Origin of the sequence: Vibrio sp. YT-15 (genome assembly GCF_033337445.1) — a bacterium.
GTDB classification, from domain to species: Bacteria; Pseudomonadota; Gammaproteobacteria; order Enterobacterales; family Vibrionaceae; genus Vibrio; species Vibrio alginolyticus.
In genome coordinates, this window is sequence record NZ_JAWOQR010000002.1 from 186,392 (window position 1) to 206,911 (window position 20,520).

The 20,520-nt window shown below is 44.7% G+C and carries 18 protein-coding genes and 1 riboswitch; of the genes, 14 read left to right on the forward strand and 4 right to left on the reverse strand.

Annotated features, from left to right (window positions below):
* The first annotated feature begins 384 nt into the window (after nucleotides 1–384).
* The 3 genes from uvrB to luxU all read left to right on the forward strand — a co-directional run bounded on the left by uvrB (nucleotide 385) and on the right by luxU (nucleotide 4,454).
* Nucleotides 385–2,415, forward strand: a complete 2,031-nt coding sequence (gene uvrB / locus R7D93_RS04985; RefSeq protein WP_017636056.1) for an excinuclease ABC subunit UvrB — start codon at nucleotides 385–387, stop codon at nucleotides 2,413–2,415.
* 291 nt (nucleotides 2,416–2,706) lie between these two features.
* Nucleotides 2,707–4,113, forward strand: a complete 1,407-nt coding sequence (luxO, locus tag R7D93_RS04990; protein ID WP_005380768.1) for a quorum-sensing sigma-54 dependent transcriptional regulator LuxO — start codon at nucleotides 2,707–2,709, stop codon at nucleotides 4,111–4,113.
* Entirely contained in the window at nucleotides 4,110–4,454 is a 345-nt protein-coding gene (gene luxU, locus R7D93_RS04995; protein WP_005380770.1) for a quorum-sensing phosphorelay protein LuxU, read from the forward strand. The genes luxO and luxU overlap by 4 nt, the downstream gene beginning before the upstream one ends.
* Nucleotides 4,455–4,592: 138 nt before the next feature.
* On the opposite strand, the gene R7D93_RS05000 is transcribed toward luxU, so the two are convergent.
* Nucleotides 4,593–5,489 (reverse strand): YvcK family protein, encoded by an 897-nt coding sequence (locus R7D93_RS05000; protein WP_225495426.1) that lies wholly within the window; start codon nucleotides 5,487–5,489, stop codon nucleotides 4,593–4,595.
* A 175-nt stretch (nucleotides 5,490–5,664) separates the two neighbouring features.
* Nucleotides 5,665–5,799, forward strand: a riboswitch (molybdenum cofactor riboswitch).
* Here R7D93_RS05000 and moaA point away from each other — a divergent pair.
* From moaA to R7D93_RS05055, 11 genes are all read left to right on the forward strand, one after another.
* Entirely contained in the window at nucleotides 5,788–6,777 is a 990-nt protein-coding gene (moaA, locus tag R7D93_RS05005) for a GTP 3',8-cyclase MoaA (protein ID WP_225495424.1), read from the forward strand. It overlaps the preceding riboswitch by 12 nt.
* A 101-nt stretch (nucleotides 6,778–6,878) precedes the next feature.
* Complete coding sequence (gene moaB / locus R7D93_RS05010; protein ID WP_005388935.1) at nucleotides 6,879–7,391, forward strand: molybdenum cofactor biosynthesis protein B; 513 nt, start codon at nucleotides 6,879–6,881, stop codon at nucleotides 7,389–7,391.
* 26 nt (nucleotides 7,392–7,417) lie between these two features.
* On the forward strand, nucleotides 7,418–7,897 hold the full coding sequence (gene moaC / locus R7D93_RS05015) for a cyclic pyranopterin monophosphate synthase MoaC (protein WP_005380779.1): 480 nt from the start codon (nucleotides 7,418–7,420) through the stop codon (nucleotides 7,895–7,897).
* Entirely contained in the window at nucleotides 7,894–8,151 is a 258-nt protein-coding gene (moaD, locus tag R7D93_RS05020; protein WP_017636051.1) for a molybdopterin synthase sulfur carrier subunit, read from the forward strand. Before moaC ends, moaD begins: the two co-directional genes overlap by 4 nt.
* A gap of 1 nt (nucleotide 8,152) precedes the next feature.
* Nucleotides 8,153–8,608, forward strand: a complete 456-nt coding sequence (moaE, locus tag R7D93_RS05025) for a molybdopterin synthase catalytic subunit MoaE (RefSeq protein WP_005380781.1) — start codon at nucleotides 8,153–8,155, stop codon at nucleotides 8,606–8,608.
* A 531-nt stretch (nucleotides 8,609–9,139) separates the two neighbouring features.
* The gene (locus tag R7D93_RS05030) at nucleotides 9,140–10,816 is read left to right on the forward strand and encodes an ABC transporter substrate-binding protein (protein ID WP_017633862.1); all 1,677 of its coding nucleotides are present in this window, start codon (nucleotides 9,140–9,142) and stop codon (nucleotides 10,814–10,816) included.
* A 128-nt stretch (nucleotides 10,817–10,944) separates the two neighbouring features.
* Nucleotides 10,945–11,865, forward strand: coding sequence for an oligopeptide ABC transporter permease OppB (oppB, locus tag R7D93_RS05035; protein WP_005380786.1), 921 nt, complete (start codon nucleotides 10,945–10,947; stop codon nucleotides 11,863–11,865).
* 15 nt (nucleotides 11,866–11,880) lie between these two features.
* Complete coding sequence (oppC, locus tag R7D93_RS05040) at nucleotides 11,881–12,783, forward strand: oligopeptide ABC transporter permease OppC (RefSeq protein ID WP_017633861.1); 903 nt, start codon at nucleotides 11,881–11,883, stop codon at nucleotides 12,781–12,783.
* 27 nt (nucleotides 12,784–12,810) lie between these two features.
* Nucleotides 12,811–13,782, forward strand: coding sequence for an ABC transporter ATP-binding protein (locus R7D93_RS05045; protein WP_005380792.1), 972 nt, complete (start codon nucleotides 12,811–12,813; stop codon nucleotides 13,780–13,782).
* Complete coding sequence (gene oppF, locus R7D93_RS05050) at nucleotides 13,761–14,774, forward strand: murein tripeptide/oligopeptide ABC transporter ATP binding protein OppF (RefSeq protein WP_005387265.1); 1,014 nt, start codon at nucleotides 13,761–13,763, stop codon at nucleotides 14,772–14,774. Before R7D93_RS05045 ends, oppF begins: the two co-directional genes overlap by 22 nt.
* A gap of 167 nt (nucleotides 14,775–14,941) precedes the next feature.
* Complete coding sequence (locus R7D93_RS05055) at nucleotides 14,942–15,889, forward strand: glutathione S-transferase family protein (RefSeq protein ID WP_005387267.1); 948 nt, start codon at nucleotides 14,942–14,944, stop codon at nucleotides 15,887–15,889.
* Between the two features lie 114 nt (nucleotides 15,890–16,003).
* On the opposite strand, the gene R7D93_RS05060 is transcribed toward R7D93_RS05055, so the two are convergent.
* The 3 genes from R7D93_RS05060 to R7D93_RS05070 form a co-directional block, all read right to left on the reverse strand.
* On the reverse strand, nucleotides 16,004–16,426 hold the full coding sequence (locus R7D93_RS05060; protein ID WP_005387269.1) for a hypothetical protein: 423 nt from the start codon (nucleotides 16,424–16,426) through the stop codon (nucleotides 16,004–16,006).
* A gap of 343 nt (nucleotides 16,427–16,769) precedes the next feature.
* Nucleotides 16,770–18,914, reverse strand: coding sequence for a phosphate acetyltransferase (pta, locus tag R7D93_RS05065; RefSeq protein ID WP_005380805.1), 2,145 nt, complete (start codon nucleotides 18,912–18,914; stop codon nucleotides 16,770–16,772).
* A gap of 136 nt (nucleotides 18,915–19,050) precedes the next feature.
* A complete protein-coding gene (locus R7D93_RS05070) occupies nucleotides 19,051–20,247 on the reverse strand; it encodes an acetate kinase (RefSeq protein ID WP_005380807.1) in 1,197 nt (398 codons plus the stop codon).
* Nucleotides 20,248–20,520: the final 273 nt, after the last annotated feature.

The window sequence follows — 20,520 nt, forward strand, 5'->3', positions numbered from 1 at the left end:
GATCTGGGTAAAGAAAATTGATATGCAACTAAGTTTTTATTTAATGAATCTTTAGTCAGAGTTATGCGTAAAATAAGCAAATAAAACAGAGATTTATCGATGTTAATCAAAAGGTATTCAAAGTGGATAAAAATCAATCTTTTGGGGATAAGAAAGTTTTAAGCTAATTTTTGGGGAAAAGTTGTGGAAACTATAATGTGAAGAATGTGTGTAGCTCTTCAACTAGGGCGAAGTACTATATCAGAGTCACTTTTGTATGGCTATAGCATTCTAGACAAACAAGAAAATTTATTAACAATGATGGTTAAATTCTCGATAGACGTAGATTTCATTAGCTAAGGTGTATATATATACAGCCAAAGCGCAGTAAAATTGAGGAAGGGTATGAGTAAAGTCTATGAATTGGTCTCCGATTATCAGCCGTCGGGCGATCAACCAGGAGCGATCAATCAGTTGCTTGAGGGGCTCGATGCTGGGCTAGCACATCAAACCTTGTTGGGGGTCACAGGCTCAGGTAAAACCTTCACACTAGCGAATGTGATTGCTCAAGCCCAACGACCTGCAATATTACTTGCGCCAAACAAAACGCTTGCTGCTCAGTTATATGGTGAGATGAAGTCATTCTTTCCTAATAATGCGGTTGAGTATTTTGTTTCTTACTATGATTACTACCAACCTGAAGCATATGTTCCCACAACAGATACTTTCATTGAAAAGGACGCTTCGGTTAACGCCCACATTGAGCAAATGCGACTGTCTGCCACTAAAGCTTTATTGGAACGGAAAGACGCTATTATCGTTGCTTCGGTTTCAGCTATCTATGGTTTGGGTGATCCGGAATCCTACTTACAAATGATGCTTCATTTGCGACGTGGAGATGTGATTGATCAGCGTGATATGCTTCGTCGCCTAGCGGAGCTCCAATACTCGCGCAATGACGTTGCATTTGAGCGTGGCCAATTCCGTGTTCGAGGTGAAGTGATTGACATCTTCCCAGCCGAATCAGACCAAGACGCTGTGCGCGTTGAGATGTTTGACGATGAGGTGGATTGCATCAGTGTGTTCGACCCATTGACAGGCGTGGTCAAACAACGAGACTTGCCGCGCTATACCATCTATCCCAAGACGCACTATGTCACGCCAAGAGATCGCATTCTTGAAGCGATTGAAAATATTAAAGTCGAACTAGAAGTGCGCAAAAAGCAGCTTCTAGATAACAACAAGCTACTGGAAGAGCAGCGAATTAGCCAGCGCACTCAATTCGATATCGAAATGATGAATGAGTTGGGCTTTTGCTCCGGTATCGAAAACTATTCTCGTTATCTCAGTGGACGCTCGGAAGGTGAGCCGCCACCAACCCTGTTTGACTACTTACCTCATGATGGCTTGTTGATCATCGATGAATCTCACGTGACAGTACCGCAGATAGGTGCCATGTATAAAGGTGACCGTTCGCGTAAAGAAACGCTGGTGGAGTTTGGTTTCCGGTTACCTTCAGCTTTGGATAATCGTCCACTGAAGTTTGAGGAGTTTGAAGCACTAGCGCCACAAACGATTTTCGTCTCTGCTACGCCCGGAAATTACGAACTAGAAAAATCGGCGGGTGATGTGGCGGATCAAGTCGTTCGTCCAACAGGCTTGCTTGACCCTGAGTTGGAAGTTCGCCCAGTAGCGACCCAAGTCGACGACCTATTGTCTGAGATCCGTATTCGCGCTGCTAAAGATGAACGAGTTCTGGTTACAACACTGACCAAACGAATGGCTGAAGATCTCACCGAATACCTTCACGAACATGATGTTAAGGTACGTTATTTACACTCAGACATTGATACTGTTGAGCGTGTGGAAATTATCCGTGACCTTCGTCTTGGGGAATTTGACGTGCTGGTGGGAATAAACTTATTGAGAGAGGGCCTGGATATGCCAGAGGTCTCGTTAGTTGCAATTTTGGATGCGGATAAAGAGGGCTTCTTGCGGTCTGAACGCTCACTCATTCAGACCATTGGTCGTGCTGCACGAAACATCGAAGGTAAGGCGATTTTATACGCTGACCGAATCACCAACTCAATGAAAAAGGCGATGGATGAAACTAACCGTCGTCGCGAGAAGCAGGAAGCGTACAACGAAGAAATGGGTATTTCGCCACAAGCGCTCAAACGAAATATCAAAGACATCATGGAACTTGGCGATATCACTAAGTCTAAACGCCAGCGTAACACTAAACAGGTACCATTATCGAAAGTGGCGGAGCCTTCGCAAACTTACGAGGCACTGTCCCCTCAGCAGCTAGAAAAAGAAATCAGTCGACTGGAGGCAGCGATGTATCAGCATGCGCAAGATTTAGAATTTGAGTTAGCGGCACAAAAGCGTGACGAGATTGAAAAACTACGAGCGCAGTTCATCGCAAATAGTTGAACAAACTTACCGATTTAACTATCCAAGCATTTTAGGTCGCTTGTAAAAAAAAGAAGCCAATAGGCAGTCGGGTCTATTGGCTTGTTTTGTGAACATATCGTTCACTAACAACGTCAGTTGGCTAGGTGACCCGAGGGGTCACTATCGTTACAGCATGGTTTGTGCCACTTTTTAAATAATTGATATTATTTTTGAATTTTTTCCTTTGCCCATAATTTAGCTAATGTTATTTGCAAAATGCAAAGCGTAATGCGATTATTGTTTAAAACACAACAAAATAATAGCTAGGTTATGCAACAAAAACCCGAAGGCCCAAAGTCTCGTTACCTTTTAATGGTCGAGGACACCGCATCTGTTGCGGCTCTGTACCGCTCATACCTGACACCGCTTGGCATAGATATCAATATTGTCGGCACAGGTAGGGATGCCATTGAGAGCCTAAATCATCGAATTCCAGATCTTATTTTACTCGATCTCCGTCTGCCAGATATGACGGGGATGGACGTTTTACATGCCGTTAAAAAGAGTCATCCCGACGTACCTATAATCTTTATGACGGCGCATGGTTCTATCGATACCGCTGTCGAGGCCATGCGTCATGGCTCACAAGACTTTTTAATCAAACCGTGTGAAGCAGACCGTTTACGTGTCACGGTTAACAATGCCATTCGTAAAGCGACCAAGCTAAAAAATGAAGCCGATAATCCAGGTAATCAGAGCTATCAGGGGTTTATCGGCAGTAGCCAAACCATGCAGCAGGTTTACCGTACGATAGATTCCGCGGCGAGCAGTAAAGCGAGTATTTTTATCACTGGTGAAAGTGGTACTGGTAAAGAGGTATGTGCCGAGGCAATCCACGCAGCAAGTAAACGTGGTGACAAGCCTTTTATTGCAATTAACTGTGCTGCAATTCCAAAAGATTTGATTGAGAGTGAACTGTTTGGTCACGTAAAAGGGGCCTTTACTGGTGCTGCGAATGATCGTCAAGGGGCGGCTGAGTTAGCGGATGGCGGCACACTTTTTCTAGATGAGCTTTGTGAGATGGACTTGGATTTACAAACCAAGTTGCTACGATTTATTCAAACGGGCACATTCCAAAAAGTGGGTTCCTCAAAAATGAAGAGCGTGGATGTGCGCTTTGTGTGTGCCACTAACCGTGATCCCTGGAAAGAGGTACAAGAAGGTCGATTCCGTGAAGATTTGTACTATCGTTTGTATGTCATTCCTTTGCATTTACCGCCTTTACGCGAACGAGGCGAAGATGTTATTGAAATTGCATACTCACTGTTAGGTTACATGTCACACGAAGAAGGAAAAAGCTTCATACGTTTTGCGCCTGATGTCATCGAGCGATTCAACAGCTATGAGTGGCCGGGTAACGTTCGTCAGTTACAAAACGTGCTACGCAATATCGTTGTTCTAAACAACGGTAAAGAGATTACGTTGGACATGTTACCGCCACCGTTGAATCAACCGCTTGACCGTCCGTCGTCTGTGGCTAAATTAATTGAGCCGAAAGCGATGACCGCATCTGAGATTATGCCATTATGGATGACGGAAAAAATGGCAATCGAGCAAGCGATTGAAGCATGTGATGGCAATATTCCTCGAGCGGCGGGATACCTTGATGTCAGTCCGTCGACGATTTACCGCAAGTTACAGGCATGGAACGGCAAGGAAGAGCGGCAAAAAGTATGAGTGTAAATGTATTAAATCAGCAAAAAATAGATGAACTGTCGATGGAAATTGGCAGTGACAACGTACCTGTACTGTTCGATATCTTCCTAGGAGAAATGGATACCTATATCGAGAACTTATCCCAACTGCAGGGGGCAGAGCGATTAGCTTACTCAAAAGAAATCAGCCACGCGTTGAAAAGTAGTGCTGCGAGCTTTGGGGCAGATCGCCTTTGTGAACTGGCGATGTCTATAGACAAAAAAGCGAAAGCCGGTGAGTTAACTGCGGAGTCTGAGGTGTTAGAGGTTATGTTCGATCTTTTGCACGAAACTCGAGATGCTTATCGCTCTTGGCGACAGTAACTATTTATTCCTATTAACCATTTTTTCTTAGTAAACATTTGTTCTTACTGGATGCCTGAACTAAAACCCTTCGATGACAGAAGGGTTTTTATTATCAATAAACACCTTGAAAGAGGGCGCTAGCCAGGTAACGTGCTCTTAAATAGAAAGTTGTAGCTGACTTTCAATCGCTAGTTTGAGCTTGTTTCTATCGTGACGCCAGTCTCGGTTAGAGGAGGCGAGTGACTCCGTCACTACATTCCATTGACTTAAGACGTCTTGCTCGGTTTTCTCTGCTAGGACCACGTCTATTTTTCTTCCTTGGCAGGCACGTTCACACCATTCTAATTTTTGAGCCATCGTCATTCGTCCTGCTGGGCCGTATTCTGGACTCAGGTTAGCAACAAAAATGACTTTTGCTTTTGTGTTTGCTGCAATCGCTTTGCCGAGTTCAGGCAGCAATAAAGGAGGCATGATACTGGTTAAAAAACTGCCAGGGCCAAGAATAATCGCGTCCGCTTCCGCCAAAGCTGTGATGGCTTCTTTGGTAGCAGGCACTTCTGGTGAAAGATCCAAACGTCGCAAGTCTGCTTTCATTTCGTCGACATTTGTTTCTCCCGTAACCCACTTCCCATCTACGGATAACGCGGAAAGATCCGAAGGGTGTTCGGACATAGGAAGGATGTTAACGTCGACTTTTAACATATTGCGAATCAGATTAATGGCATCTAAAGGTCTGACCGATAAGTTATCGAGTGCAGTAAGCATCAAATTACCAAGATTATGACCATCAAGTTCGCCAGTGCCTGTGAAGCGATATTCAAACATCATCGAACTGATTGAAGGCTCTGTAATGAGCTGATTAATACAGTTACGTGTGTCTCCCCAAGCGATTCCTCCTTGGCAGTGACGAATTCTTCCTGTTGAACCACCATTGTCAGTCGTGGCAACAATCCCAGTTGCATTGCTGCCAAAATCTCGTAATGCGGCCAGCATTCGACCTAAGCCATGACCACCGCCAACAGCGACCACTTTTTTATCTGTGTAGATATTCATTATGTTCTTCTAATAATCTAATAAAAAACGGCTACAATTTATCTTAAGGAGTGTCTTAAAGGTACTCACTTAGCGGTAAATTGTGTCTCTAGAGAGTTTTTTATCACTCAAGTCTGGATTCCATTACAAATATTAAGTATTTTACACCGCAAAGCTATCAGAGATTTCATATCTCTGGTTGCCATAACTCCGAGCTCACTATTGCTAAGTCCTTGGATAGGCGTTTTGAGCCAGTGGCATACTGTCACAAGGGCATGATTGGAAATGGCCATGCCTCCCGTGTTTGGAAAGGTGTTCCGTGGCGCAACAATTCGAAGACAAATTTCATCGTAAGTTTTATTACTTGCGTCTGTCTGTGACCGACGTATGTAATTTCAAATGTACCTATTGCCTTCCTGATGGCTATAAGCCTTCGGGCAATAAAAACTCGTCTTTTTTATCTCTCCCTGAAATCAAACGGGTCGTAAAAGCATTCGCTGATTGTGGCACGTCAAAAGTGCGCATCACTGGTGGTGAGCCTAGCTTACGCAAAGATTTTACCGACATTATCCATTCAGTAGCGGCGACGCCTGGCATTCAAAAAGTTGCAACGACAACCAATGGCTATCGCATGGCAAAACAAGTCGCAGATTGGCGTGAAGCGGGTTTAACCCACATTAATGTCAGTGTGGATAGCCTTGACCCGCGTATGTTTCATCAAATCACAGGTGAAAATAAGTTTACTGAAGTCATGAATGGTATCGAACGTGCGTTCGAGGTCGGTTATGAGCAAGTAAAAGTTAATGTGGTGTTGATGAAAGATCTGAACCATCACGAGCTGCCAGCGTTTCTTAACTGGATAAAAGATCGTCCAATCCAACTGCGTTTCATTGAGTTGATGCAAACGGGTGAGATGGATGAGCTATTTAATAAGCACCATGTATCCGGAGTGGCAATTCGTAACCAGCTAATTGCAAATGGTTGGTTGCTGAAAGTGCGCTCGCATAATGATGGTCCTGCGCAAGTATTTGTTCATCCTGATTACAAGGGTGAAATAGGTCTTATCATGCCTTATGAAAAAGACTTTTGTGAAAGCTGCAACCGACTGCGCGTTTCTGCGATGGGTAAGCTGCACCTATGTCTGTTTGGAGACCACGGTGTAGAATTGCGTGATCTTTTGGAACGTGATGAGCAAGATAGTGAGCTTATTGAACGTATCCAGGCGCAGTTACAAACCAAGTCGGTAAGCCATTTCTTGCATGATGGCAATACTGGTATGACGCCACACCTCGCGTCTATCGGCGGCTAACTTCATTCAATTTTTAGAGCGAGTTCACTGATAAGCTGGCTCTAACTTTTTCCGAATCGATACCAAGCGTATCAAAGCTAATTAAGAGAATAGGTGAACAAATGGGTCACGCTGAAAGCAAATTCCAACCTGCAAATATTGCCGTTCTAACGGTATCTGACACTCGTACTGAAGAAAACGATACCTCTGGTCGTTACCTAGCTGAGCATGCTCAAGAAGCGGGTCACAACGTAGTAGACAAGCAAATTGTTATTGATGACATGTACAAGATCCGCGCGATTGTTTCTCAATGGATTGCTGATGAAAGCGTACAAGCGATCATGATTACTGGCGGTACGGGATTCACCTCACGTGATAGCACGCCAGAAGCACTTAAGCCTCTATTTGATAAAGAAGTTGAAGGTTTTGGTGAGTTGTTCCGTATGGTGTCGTACGAAGAGATCGGTACGTCTACGATTCAGTCTCGTGCGATTGCTGGTTTTGCTAACCACACCGTGATCTTCGCAATGCCAGGTTCAACTGGTGCGTGTCGCACAGGCTGGACAAAAATTATTAAACAGCAGTTGGATGCAAGTCATCGCCCTTGTAACTTCATGCCACACCTATCTGTATAACCTTTCCTAAAAGCGAAGGAAAAACAATGACCCAATTTACACATATCAATGCTTCTGGCGAAGCAAACATGGTTGACGTGTCAGCAAAAACGGAGACGGTTCGTGAAGCTCGTGCTGAAGCATTTGTTCACATGGCCCCAGAAACACTTCAACTGATTGTCTCTGGCCAGCACCATAAAGGTGATGTATTTGCGACGGCTCGTATTGCTGGTATTCAAGCTGCGAAGAAAACCTGGGATTTGATTCCACTTTGTCATCCGCTACTACTCTCTAAAGTTGAAGTTCAACTGGAAGCTATCGAAGCAGAAAACAAAGTTCGCATCGAATCAGTATGTAAACTTGCGGGTAAAACTGGCGTGGAAATGGAAGCGCTCACGGCAGCTTCCGTTGCTGCTCTAACGATTTACGATATGTGTAAAGCAGTACAAAAAGACATGGTTATTGGTCAAGTTCGTCTATTAGAGAAAACGGGTGGTAAATCTGGTCACTTTAAGGTGGAATCATGATTAAAGTACTTTTCTTTGCTCAAACTCGCGAGCTGATTGGCATCGACAGTGTCGAGTTAGACGGGCCGTTTGAAACGGTTGAATCAATTCGTGCACATCTAGTGGAAGAAGGCACTGAGAAAGATGGCAAGTGGGATTTAGCGCTCGAGCCAGGAAAGCTACTTGCTGCAGTGAACCAATCCATCGTCCCTCTGGATACACAAGTAAAAGCAGGTGACGAAGTTGCGTTTTTCCCGCCGGTAACTGGGGGTTAAGATGGATTCTCGTGTTTCTGTACAAATTGAAGATTTTTCGGTTGAGCAAGAATATCAACGTCTATCTGAAGGGACGGCTGCCGGCGCTGTCGTTACATTCGTTGGTAAAGTTCGAGATATGAACCTTGGGGATAATGTCATTGGTTTACATCTAGAGCACTATCCGGGGATGACAGAGAAGAGCTTGAGCGATATTTGCGATCAAGCTGAGTCTCGCTGGCCACTATTAGGTGTACGCGTGATTCATCGTGTCGGAGACATGGATAGCGGTGATCAAATTGTATTTGTGGGCGTTTCCAGTGCGCACCGCGGCGCGGCATTTGATGCGTGCGAGTTCATCATGGATTATCTGAAAACCCAAGCACCATTTTGGAAAAAAGAGCGTACGACGAATGAAGATCGTTGGATTGAGTCGCGCGACACCGATCATCAAGCTGCACAGCGTTGGGAAAAATAGAACTAACCCGCATTCTAGTGAAAAAAGCTAAGTGCTAATGGCACTTAGCTTTTTTTGTATTTATCTTCATTGTATTGCTCACTTTGTTTCAATATTTCCTATCTTTTGTCTGGTGATATTCTTCACAATAAAAGTTTTTTGCCCAATATATAAACAATTATTTGTTAGACTTGATTTGTCATAAATGTTAAATGATGTGTAAATATCTAGCATAAGATGCTAGTAAATGGTTTAAACTCAGATTAATCGAAAGTTTCGCCTGTTAAATGTCGCTTCTGGTCTTTATTTGGCTGGTGAATGTTTTGGGGTTAGAGTTTACTGCTAGATATGTGTGGTTTAGTCAGCATTATTGGTTTTTTTGCTACATTTTTATGGCAAATTACTTCAATGATTGCTAATGTGTGCCGCAGTCTTTGTAAGGTTTTAGACTTTTGTGCTCAGAAAGTGCACTAAAAAAATCTAAAACTCTGACCGTTCCAGGCCCTTACAAAGAAGTCATGGATGCTAACGAAAAAATTTGGAGTTTTACGCATGTATAAGAATAAAATCACGCGCGCTTTATTTATTGGTGCTGGTCTTTCTCTCGCTCTAGCTGGTTGTGGTGAAAAGCCTGCGGAGAAACAAGCTGCTGAGCCTGCTCCGGCTCCAGCCCCTGAAGCTAAATCTGATTCTAAAGAGCCAAAACTTGCTGCTGTTCAAGAATTGGTGCGTGGTAACGGTACAGAAGTTGCGACAATAGACCCTCATAAATCTCAAGGTGTTCCAGAATCCCACGTGATTCGCGATCTTCTTGAAGGCCTTGTAAACCAAGATGCGGACGGTAACACTATCCCTGGTGTTGCAGAATCTTGGGAAACTGAAGACAACAAAACATACACTTTCCACTTACGTGAAGACGCAAAATGGTCAAACGGTGATCCTGTCACTGCAGGTGATTTCGTTTACAGCTTCCAACGTGCAGTCGATCCAGCAACCGCCTCTCCATATGCTTGGTACATGGAATACACCAAGATGAAGAACGCAAAAGACATTGTTGCGGGTAAAAAAGATAAGAGCGAGTTAGGTGTTAAAGCGGTTGACGACCACACGTTAGTGGTTGAGTTAGATACTGCAGTACCATACTTTGTAATGATGATGGGCCACACGACAGTGAAACCTGTTCATCAAGCAACTGTTGAAAAGTTCGGCGATCAATGGACGAAGCCAGAGAACTTTGTAGGTAACGGTGCTTATGTTGTTGACAACTGGGTTGTAAATGAGCGTTTGGTTCTAAAACGTAACGAACAGTACTGGGACAACGAAAACACGACGCTTGATCAAGTGACTTTCTTACCAATCGAGAACCAAGTAGCGGAAATGAACCGCTTCCTAGCGGGTGAAATCGACTTCACGAACGAGCTGCCTACAGAGCACTTCAAGCGTCTGAAGAAAGAGCACCCACAAGAAGTGTCTGTAACCGGTAACTTATGTACTTACTACTACATCTTCAATACGAAGAAAAAGCCGTTTGATGATGTTCGTGTGCGTAAAGCGATTTCTTATGCGATTGACCGTAACATTGTGACTGATGCGATTTTAGGTCAAGGTCAAAAGCCAGCTTACTTCCTAACACCTGAAATTACGGCAGGTTTCAACCCAGAAATCCCTGCATACGGCAAAATGACGCAAGAAGAGCGTAACGCAGAAGCTGCGCGTCTATTGGAAGAAGCAGGTTACGGCGCAGACAACCCTCTTGAATTTAACCTTCTATACAATACATCAGAGAACCACAAGAAACTTGCGGTTGCACTGGGTTCAATGTGGAAGAAGACGCTTGGTCTAGACGTTACGCTAGAAAACCAAGAGTGGAAAACTTATCTATCTACCAAAGATTCTGGCAACTTTGAGGTTGCTCGTGCAGGTTGGTGTGGCGACTACAACGAAGCTTCATCTTTCCTAACGCTGATGATGAGTAATAACACTACTGGTGGTATTCACTACGACAGCAAAGAGTACGATGCGATCATGAACAAAGCATTTGCTTCAACTTCTGACGAAGAGCGCCAAGCACTTTACCTAGAAGCAGAGAAGTTGATGGCAAAAGATATGCCAATCGCACCTATCTACCAGTACGTGAAATCACGTCTACTATCACCGAAAGTTGGTGGCTTCCCAGTAAATAACGCGGAAGACAAGATTTACTCTAAAGATCTCTACATCACAGAGTAATTCGTAACTCGATAGAACTATAAAAATGAGGCCCTACATGTGAGAAATTGCATGTAGCGCCTATCTTTAGTCCAAAAGAATTGGACGACTTCTTTAATTTAACTGTCACAGACTGAAAGAGTGAGTTTATGCTTAAATTCATCGCAAAAAGGATATTTGAGGCGATCCCAACAATGTTGGTTTTGATCACCGTATCTTTCTTTCTTATGCGCTTTGCACCGGGAAACCCTTTCTCGACAGAGCGTCCATTGCCACCCGAAGTAATGGCAAATATCGAAGCTAAATATGGCTTGGATAAACCTGTATTTGAACAATACACCACGTATTTGACCAATGTTATCCAAGGTGATTTCGGACCGTCATTTAAATACCTTGATTACTCAGTAAACGAGCTGATCGCGGTTGCCTTACCTGTTTCGGCTAAAGTGGGCTTCATCGCCTTTATCTTTACTTTGATAATGGGGGTTACCGTCGGTACCATTGCTGCGCTCAAGCAAAATACTTGGATTGATTACACCATTATGTCGACTGCGATGCTTGGTGTCGTAATGCCATCCTTTGTATTAGCGCCTGCGCTTATCTACATATTCTCGCTTCACTGGAATATCTTCCCTGCGGGCGGTTGGCAAGATGGTAGCTGGCAGTATTTAGTGCTTCCTGTTATTGGTATGTCGCTACTGTATGTTGCTACCTTTGCTCGTATCACGCGTGGTTCGATGATCGAAACCCTAAACAGTAACTTTATTCGTACGGCACGTGCTAAAGGTCTAAGTTACCGTTATATCATTATCAAACACGCTCTTAAGCCGGCACTTCTCCCTGTTGTTTCTTACATGGGTCCAGCTTTCGTAGGTATCATCACCGGTTCCGTTGTTATCGAAACCATTTTTGGTCTGCCTGGTATTGGTAAACTATTCGTTAACGCTGCGTTTAACCGTGACTACTCGCTAGTAATGGGGGTAACCATTCTGATTGGTTTCCTATTCATTCTATTCAACGCGATTGTAGATATTTTACTTGCAATGATTGACCCGAAAATTCGCTACTAACAGGGACGTTTGGTTATGTTAACGAAAAAAGAAAACCTAGAAGCGATTGAGAAATTCTCCGAAAACTTGGAGATTGAAGGTCGCAGTCTTTGGCAAGATGCTCGTATCCGTTTCATGCGCAACAAAGCGGCGATGGTGAGCTTATTCCTTCTTGTTCTAATGACGTTGGCGGTTATTATCCTGCCAATGATCGCACCGTACACATTTGATGATACTGACTGGTACGCGATGCACGTTGCACCGAATGCTGACCATTGGTTTGGTACTGACAGCTTAGGCCGTGATTTATACGTGCGTACGCTAATTGGAGGTCGTATTTCGTTGATGGTAGGTGTTATGGGTGCATTTGTAGCGGTACTGATTGGTACGCTCTACGGCGCAGCATCTGGTTTCATCGGCGGTAAAGTTGACCGCGTAATGATGCGTATTCTAGAAATTTTATACGCGGTACCGTTTATGTTCCTGGTGATTGTACTGGTAACATTCTTCGGTCGTAACATCATGCTGATCTTCGTTGCGATTGGTGCTATCGCATGGCTAGATATGGCGCGTATCGTACGTGGTCAGACTCTTAGTCTACGTAGCAAGGAGTTTATCGAAGCGGCACATGTGTGTGGTGTAAGCAACTGGAAAATCATTACTCGTCATATCGTACCGAACGTACTGGGTATTGTAGCGGTATACTCTACGCTGCTTATCCCAAGTATGATTCTAACGGAATCATTCCTATCATTCCTTGGTCTTGGTGTTCAGGAACCAATGACAAGTTGGGGCGCTCTTCTACAAGAAGGTGCACAGACAATGGAAGTAGCAATCTGGCAGCTGGCATTCCCAGCAGTGTTCATGGTTGTGACGCTATTCTGCTTCAACTACGTTGGTGACGGCCTGCGCGATGCGCTGGATCCAAAAGACAGATAATTAAAAGATAAGATTAAGGAAGCAATGATGAGCTTATTAGATGTCAAAGATCTGCGCGTCGAATTCACCACGCAAGATGGTATCGTAACCGCAGTAAACGATTTGAACTTCTCTCTCAACCAAGGCGAAACCTTAGGTATCGTTGGAGAGTCGGGATCAGGTAAATCTCAAACCGTATTCGCAATCATGGGCCTTTTGGCTAAGAACGGTATTATTTCTGGTAGCGCAAAGTTTGAAGGCAAAGAAATCCTAAACTTACCAGAAAAAGAACTGAATAAAGTGCGTGCGGAACAGATCGCAATGATCTTCCAAGACCCAATGACATCACTGAACCCTTACATGAAAGTGAGTGATCAGTTGATGGAAGTGCTTATGCTGCACAAAGGCATGGGCAAAGCGGAAGCATTTGAAGAATCAGTACGCATGCTGGAAGCGGTAAAAATCCCTGAAGCGCGTAAGCGTATCACGATGTACCCGCATGAGTTTTCAGGCGGTATGCGTCAGCGTGTAATGATCGCGATGGCGTTGTTATGTCGTCCTAAACTGCTTATTGCCGATGAGCCAACAACAGCACTTGATGTGACGGTACAAGCACAGATCATGGACTTGTTGAATGAGCTGAAATCTGAGTTCAACACAGCGATCATCATGATCACGCACGACCTTGGTGTGGTTGCAGGTTCGTGTGACAAGGTGCTGGTGATGTATGCAGGCCGTACCATGGAGTACGGCAACGTAAACGAAATTTTCTATAATCCAAGCCATCCTTATGCGGAGGGTCTGCTGAAGGCGATTCCTCGCCTCGATACTGAGGGTGAAATTCTGCCGACCATTCCTGGCAATCCACCAAACTTGCTTCGTCTACCGCCGGGCTGCCCTTATCAAGAGCGCTGTCACCGTGTGATGGATCGTTGTAAGCGCGAGGCGCCAATTCTGACACCATTTGGTGATGGTCGTCAGCGTGCATGTTTTTCTGAATGGGAGGCTTGGAACAAATGAACGCAGTAGACAAAAAACTAATTCTGGACATTTCTGAGCTGAAAGTTCACTTCAGCATTGCCTCAAAGTCGGCATGGCCGTGGTCAAAGCCTTCGAGCCTGAAAGCGGTAGATGGCGTGAACGTTCGACTATACGAAGGGGAAACGCTTGGTGTAGTAGGTGAATCAGGTTGTGGTAAATCGACGTTTGCTCGTGCCATCATTGGTCTGGTTGAAGCTACTGACGGCCAAGTAGTTTGGTTGGGTCAAGACCTTACTAAAATGAAAAGCGTTCAGCGCCGTGAGACGCGTAAAGAAATTCAGATGATTTTCCAAGACCCATTGGCATCGCTGAATCCGCGTATGACTGTTGGTGATATCATTGCTGAACCTCTTGAGACATTCTATCCAGAACTGTCTAAGCAGGAAGTGAAAGATCGCGTTAAAGAGATGATGGCGAAAGTTGGCCTATTACCTAACGTGATTAACCGTTACCCACACGAGTTCTCGGGTGGTCAGTGTCAGCGTATCGGGATAGCGCGTGCGCTTATCCTTAAGCCTAAGATGATCATTTGTGACGAGCCAGTATCGGCGCTTGATGTATCTATTCAAGCTCAGGTGGTTAACCTACTTAAAGAGATTCAAAAAGAGTTAGGGCTTTCTCTGGTATTCATTGCTCATGACTTGTCTGTCGTTAAACACATTTCAGATCGCGTTTTAGTTATGTATTTAGGTAATGCCGTGGAACTTGGCGAGGCCGAGGCTCTGTTTGCTGATCCTAAGCACCCATATACGCGTGCGCTGATGTCTGCGGTTCCGATCCCGGACCCGGATATTGAGCGCAATAAGAAAATCCAAATGCTAGAGGGTGATCTTCCTTCACCTATCAACCCACCGTCGGGTTGTGTATTCCGCACTCGTTGCCCACAAGCAACCGAAGAGTGTGCGAAGACAAAGCCAACCATTTTAGGTAATGACGTTCACGCGGTATCTTGTTTACACGTTAGTGTATAAATTCAGCCTGTGACGGGCTTAAGCGCGACACCTTCATCGGGTCGCGCTTTTTTTATGTGTCTGATTTATACATTCGAATTTCTTGAACATGATGTCCTAAGTTCGATGATTCTCTGTTTGATAGGAAACGCTAATATAGACACAAACAGAACGAGAGGAGAGCAATCATGGGTAAGTTGGTTGAAGGTGTTTGGCAAGATGTCTGGTATGACACAAAATCAAATGGTGGCAAATTTGTGCGCGAAGATGCCGGATTCCGTAACTGGGTTAAAAACGACCCTGATGCGGAGTTTACACCAGAGTCCGGTCGATACCATTTGTATGTCTCTCTTGCTTGTCCGTGGGCACATCGAACCCTCATTTTCCGCAAGCTGAAAGGTTTAGAACCACATATTGATGTCACGGTCGTTTGCCCTGATATGCTCAGCCAAGGTTGGCAAATGGGGCTTCCTGAGCCATTGTTTGGTCACACGCGCATGTATCAAATTTACACGCAGGCCAAACCCGATTACACGGGCCGCGTAACCGTGCCTGTACTTTGGGATAAAAAGACCAATACTATTGTGTCAAACGAGTCGTCAGAGATCATTCGCATGTTCAATTCGGAATTCAATGCGTTAACAGGGAATCACGACGACTACTATCCAGATCATCTAAAACACGTTATTGATGAGTGGAACGATTTTGTTTATCCAAATGTCAACAACGGAGTGTATCGTTGTGGCTTCGCGACTACACAAGAGGCGTATGAAGAAGCGTTTGATTCTTTGTTTAATGCCTTAGATAAAATCGATGCTCACTTAGCGACGCATCGTTACTTAGCAGGGAACACAATTACTGAGGCTGATTGGCGTTTGTTTACGACTCTTATTCGTTTTGATGCGGTGTATGTGGGGCATTTCAAGTGTAACAAGCAGCGCATCGCAGACTACGAAAATATACAAGGCTACTTAAAAGAGTTATATCAAGTCGAAGGCGTCGAAGAAACGACGGATTTCTATCACATTAAACGCCACTACTACTTCAGCCACACTGGGATTAATCCGACGCAAGTTGTACCAAAAGGGCCTGATTTAGACCTAAATACTCCTCATGGAAGAGAAAGGATTGGCTAGTTTGCTGCTTCCATTGCAAATGAAAAAGTACTTAACGGTTAGCAATGCCGTTAAGTACTTTTGTGTCATCTAAATACCGGGAGTAGGAAGTTTACTTTTTCATTCATCGCCACCTTACTTAGCGCGTACGATGTCCATCACTAGCTTTCCGTCCACTTTTACAGGACCGTCCTCTTTAGCGCCGAGCGTATACTCAAACACACCAGTCTTCATGCCACCTTTCTCTCCGTGGACCATTAACATCAGCATATCGCCTGATTCTACTGGTTCCATCAAAATTGCATTTACGTTTTCATTCTTTCCCATTTTTAACGGAGCGTAGCCGATAACAGGACCAGGCTTCATTGATTCGTCTGTTCGGTGGACAACCATCCACCCATTGTCATCAGCATGAGCCATTTCAGCGGTCACCGTTCCTCCGGACATATCTTGATCGACGCCTTTAATACTCGAGGCGGAAAAGCTGAATGAAGAAAAACTAATCAGAAACGCAGCTAAACCAAACTTTATCAGTGATGTATTGATGAAATCCTTCATATATATTCCTTAGCAGTCAATGAGTTTGTGCATTGCAGTAGCTTTTACGTATTTCCTAGCAAAAAAGTTTAGCTAAAACGTAAATAATGCCGATAAATTGAACAGGGGCCGTGCTGCCTTGGAGCCAATGTATTTTGGGGAATGGGTCAATCGGTGTAAGAACAAGCGCGAGCATTGTCGATTAGGTGTGGTGGGGCGATAGGGAGAAAAGCTTTGCGCACCAGTAATTATAGGTTGTGCAGTGATTGGTATAAAAAACAAATAAGTGTTCTGGCCAGCAATAGAAAAAGCCCTCGACGAATCGAGGGCTTTGTATCTATATCTAACTAGATGTCAGAAGCGATTATTTAGCTTCTTGGTCTGCTTGGATAGCTGTTAGAGCGATGGTGTACACGATGTCGTCTACTAGCGCGCCACGAGACAAGTCGTTTACAGGCTTACGCATACCTTGCAGCATTGGACCGATAGATACTAGGTCAGCTGAACGTTGTACCGCTTTGTAAGTCGTGTTACCCGTGTTTAGGTCTGGGAATACAAATACTGTCGCTTTACCTGCAACTGGAGAGTTTGGTGCTTTAGAAGCAGCAACGTTTTCCATAATAGCAGCGTCGTATTGTAGAGGACCATCAATGATAAGATCAGGACGTTTCTCTTGAGCCAGTTTTGTTGCTTCACGTACTTTATCAACGTCTGCACCCTTACCAGATTCACCAGTAGAGTAAGAGATCATTGCAACGCGTGGTTCGATACCGAATGCTGCTGCAGAGTCAGCAGATTGGATAGCGATTTCAGCAAGCTGTTCAGCAGTTGGATCTGGGTTGATTGCACAGTCACCGTAAACCAGTACTTGATCAGGCAGAAGCATGAAGAATACTGAAGATACGATAGACGCATTTGGTGCCGTCTTGATGATTTGGAACGGAGGAACGATAGTGTTCGCCGTAGTGTGAACAGCACCAGAAACTAGGCCGTCAACTTCGTCGTTCTCAAGCATCATTGTGCCAAGGAATACTGAATCTTGTAGCTTCTCACGAGCCACAACTTCAGTCATGCCTTTAGCACCGCGCAACTCAACTAGGCGAGCAACGTAGTTTTCACGAACAGCATCTGCATCAATGATGGTTACACCAGTACCTAGCTCAACGCCTTGTTGAGCCGCTACGCGACGGATTTCATCTGGGTTACCTAGAAGTACACAGTCTGCAATGCCGCGTTCAGCACAGATTGCCGCTGCTTTAACTGTGCGTGGTTCGTCACCTTCTGGAAGAACGATACGCTTACCTGCTTTACGAGCAAGTTCAGTTAGCTGGTAACGGAACGCTGGTGGGCTTAGACGACGAGACTTCTGAGTGCCTTCAGTCATAGACTCGATCCAGTTACCGTCGATGTGGCCAGCAACGTGTTCGTTGATGAACTCGATACGCTCTTTATCGTCTGCAGGTACTTCGATGCTGAAGCTCTGTAGGTTTAGAGACGTTTGCCAAGTGTTACCTTGTGCTTTGAAGATAGGTAGACCAGTGTCGAATGCTGGTTTACATAGGCCTTCGATTTCGCTAGGGATATCGTAACCGCCAGTTAGCAGTACTGCACCAATATCCACACCGTTCATTGCAGCAAGAGAAGCAGCAACGATAACATCAGGACGGTCTGCAGAAGTAACAAGTAGAGAGCCCGGTTTGAAGTGCTCAATCATGTTTGGCAGAGAACGTGCACAGAAAGTGATGCTCTTGATGCGACGAGTGTTGATGTCACCTTCGTTGATGATATCTGCTTTCAGGTGCTTAGCCATGTCGATTGCACGAGTCGCAATCAGATCAATGCTCCATGGCACACAACCTAGTACACGAATTGGAGAAGTGTTAAAAATTTCCATCACTTTCAATTCGTTTTGTTTCGCGCTGTCTGCATCGTCAAAGATTTCAGATAGGTCAGGGCGAGTACGGCCAGCTTCGTCAACAGGAGCGTTTAGCTTGTTGATGATAACACCAGAGATGTTTTTGTTTTTAGTGCCGCCGAAGTTAGAACATGCTACTTCGATACGCTCTTTCAGTTGCGCAGGGTTATCAGTACCTGGAGTCGCAACTAGCACGATTTCTGCACCAAGTGTTGCCGCGATTTCCGCGTTTACTTGGTTTGCAAATGGGTGCTTACGAGTAGGTACAAGACCTTCGATTAGCGTAACGTCTGCGTCTTTGTTGATTTGGTTGTAACGTTCAACAACGGTTTCTAGCAGCTCGTCCATGTTGTCGTTACCGATTAGGCTTTCAGCAACAGACATCGCCATTGGTTCACCGATCTTCATATCGCTGTTACGACCAACGATAGTTGAAGTCAGATCTGGCTGATCACCACCTGAACGTGGCTGACAGATTGGCTTATAGAAAGAAACTTTAACGCCTTTACGCTCCATAGCGCGAAGAACACCCATGCTAACGCTTGTTAGGCCAACGCCTGCGCTAGTAGGGATAAGCATAATAGTACGAGACATTCGTAGAGTACCTTTAGCTATTTGGGGGATAAAAGCTCAACTCTTATTCCATGAAGCTCGAAGAATAGGAGTTGAGCCCCTAAGAAATTCGTTTGAATGAAAATCTGGCTAGCCGAGTGGCTAGCCAGGAATTCAATTAAAGACCTGTCAGGCGAGCAGTGTCTTCAGCGATGACTAGCTCTTCGTTAGTAGAGATAACCATTGCAGGGATACGGCTGTTTTCAGTCGTGATAACGCCTTCGCCGCCGAAGCGAGCTTTAAGGTTAGCTTCGCTATCTACTTCGATACCGAAGATGCCAAGACGGTTTAGAACCATTTCACGGATAGGGCCAGAGTTCTCGCCGATACCGCCAGTGAAAGTGATTGCGTCTAGACGGCCTTCCATTGAAGCAGTGTAGCCAGCAACGTATTTAGCTAGACGGTGGCAGAACACGTCCATTGCGCGTGTTGCTTCTTCTTTTTGACCGTAGTTGTCTTCAACGAAACGACAGTCAGAAGTCACTTCAGTTAGACCTTGAAGACCAGACTCTTTAGTTAGCATCGTGTTGATTTGATCAACAGAGTAACCTAGAGCGTCGTGTAGGTGGAAGACGATAGCAGGGTCGATGTCGCCACAGCGAGTACCCATTACCAGACCTTCAAGTGGAGTAAGACCCATAGAAGTGTCTACAGATTGACCGTTCTTGATCGCACATACAGATGCGCCGTTACCTAGGTGACAGTTGATGATGTTTACTTCTTCAACTGGTTTGTTTAGTAGGCCTGCAACTTCACGAGTGATGAACAAGTGAGAAGTACCGTGCATGCCGTAACGACGGATACCGTGTTCTTTGTATAGGTTGTATGGAAGAGCGTATAGGTAAGACTCTTCAGGCATAGTTTGGTGGAACGCAGTGTCAAATACAGCAACGTTTTTCAGCTCTGGGAAGTTTTTCTTAGCCGCTTCGATACCGATGATGTGAGCAGGGTTATGAAGAGGTGCAAATGTTGCAGCGTCTTGAATACCTTTTAGAACTTCATCAGTAATTAGTGCAGATTGAGTGAACTGCTCGCCGCCGTGAACGATACGGTGACCGATTGCGCCTAGGTTAGCTTTAAGCTCTGGCTTAGAAGCAAGAATAGTTTCTACCATAAACGCTAGTGCTTCTTCGTGAGCTGCACCATTGCCTAGTTGAGCTTCGTGCTTGCCATCAAGTTTCCACTTGATGCGAGCTTCAGGAAGGTGAAGACACTCAGCAAGACCTGACAAGTGCTCGTCGCCGTTCTCGGCATCAACAACGGCAAATTTAAGAGAAGAACTACCGCAGTTTAAAACTAAAACTAGCTTAGACATGTATGACTACCTGTTATTCGTCTGATAAAAAATCAGTTAAAGAATGAAAAATTAATCACAAGAATAGCCGATACCCAGAAGGCTGCGTACTAATCCTGGTCAAAAATTGTTCTAATTCCATATAAAGAAATAGTGATGAACCCTTCCATCACTATGATGCGATCCGTGCAGATAGATATCTCGGAGTTGCTTAAATTGTAAATAACAGCAACAATGAGATTGAGGGTCTGCAAAGGATAGCGATAATAAGCAATGATAACAAAAAAAATTTGA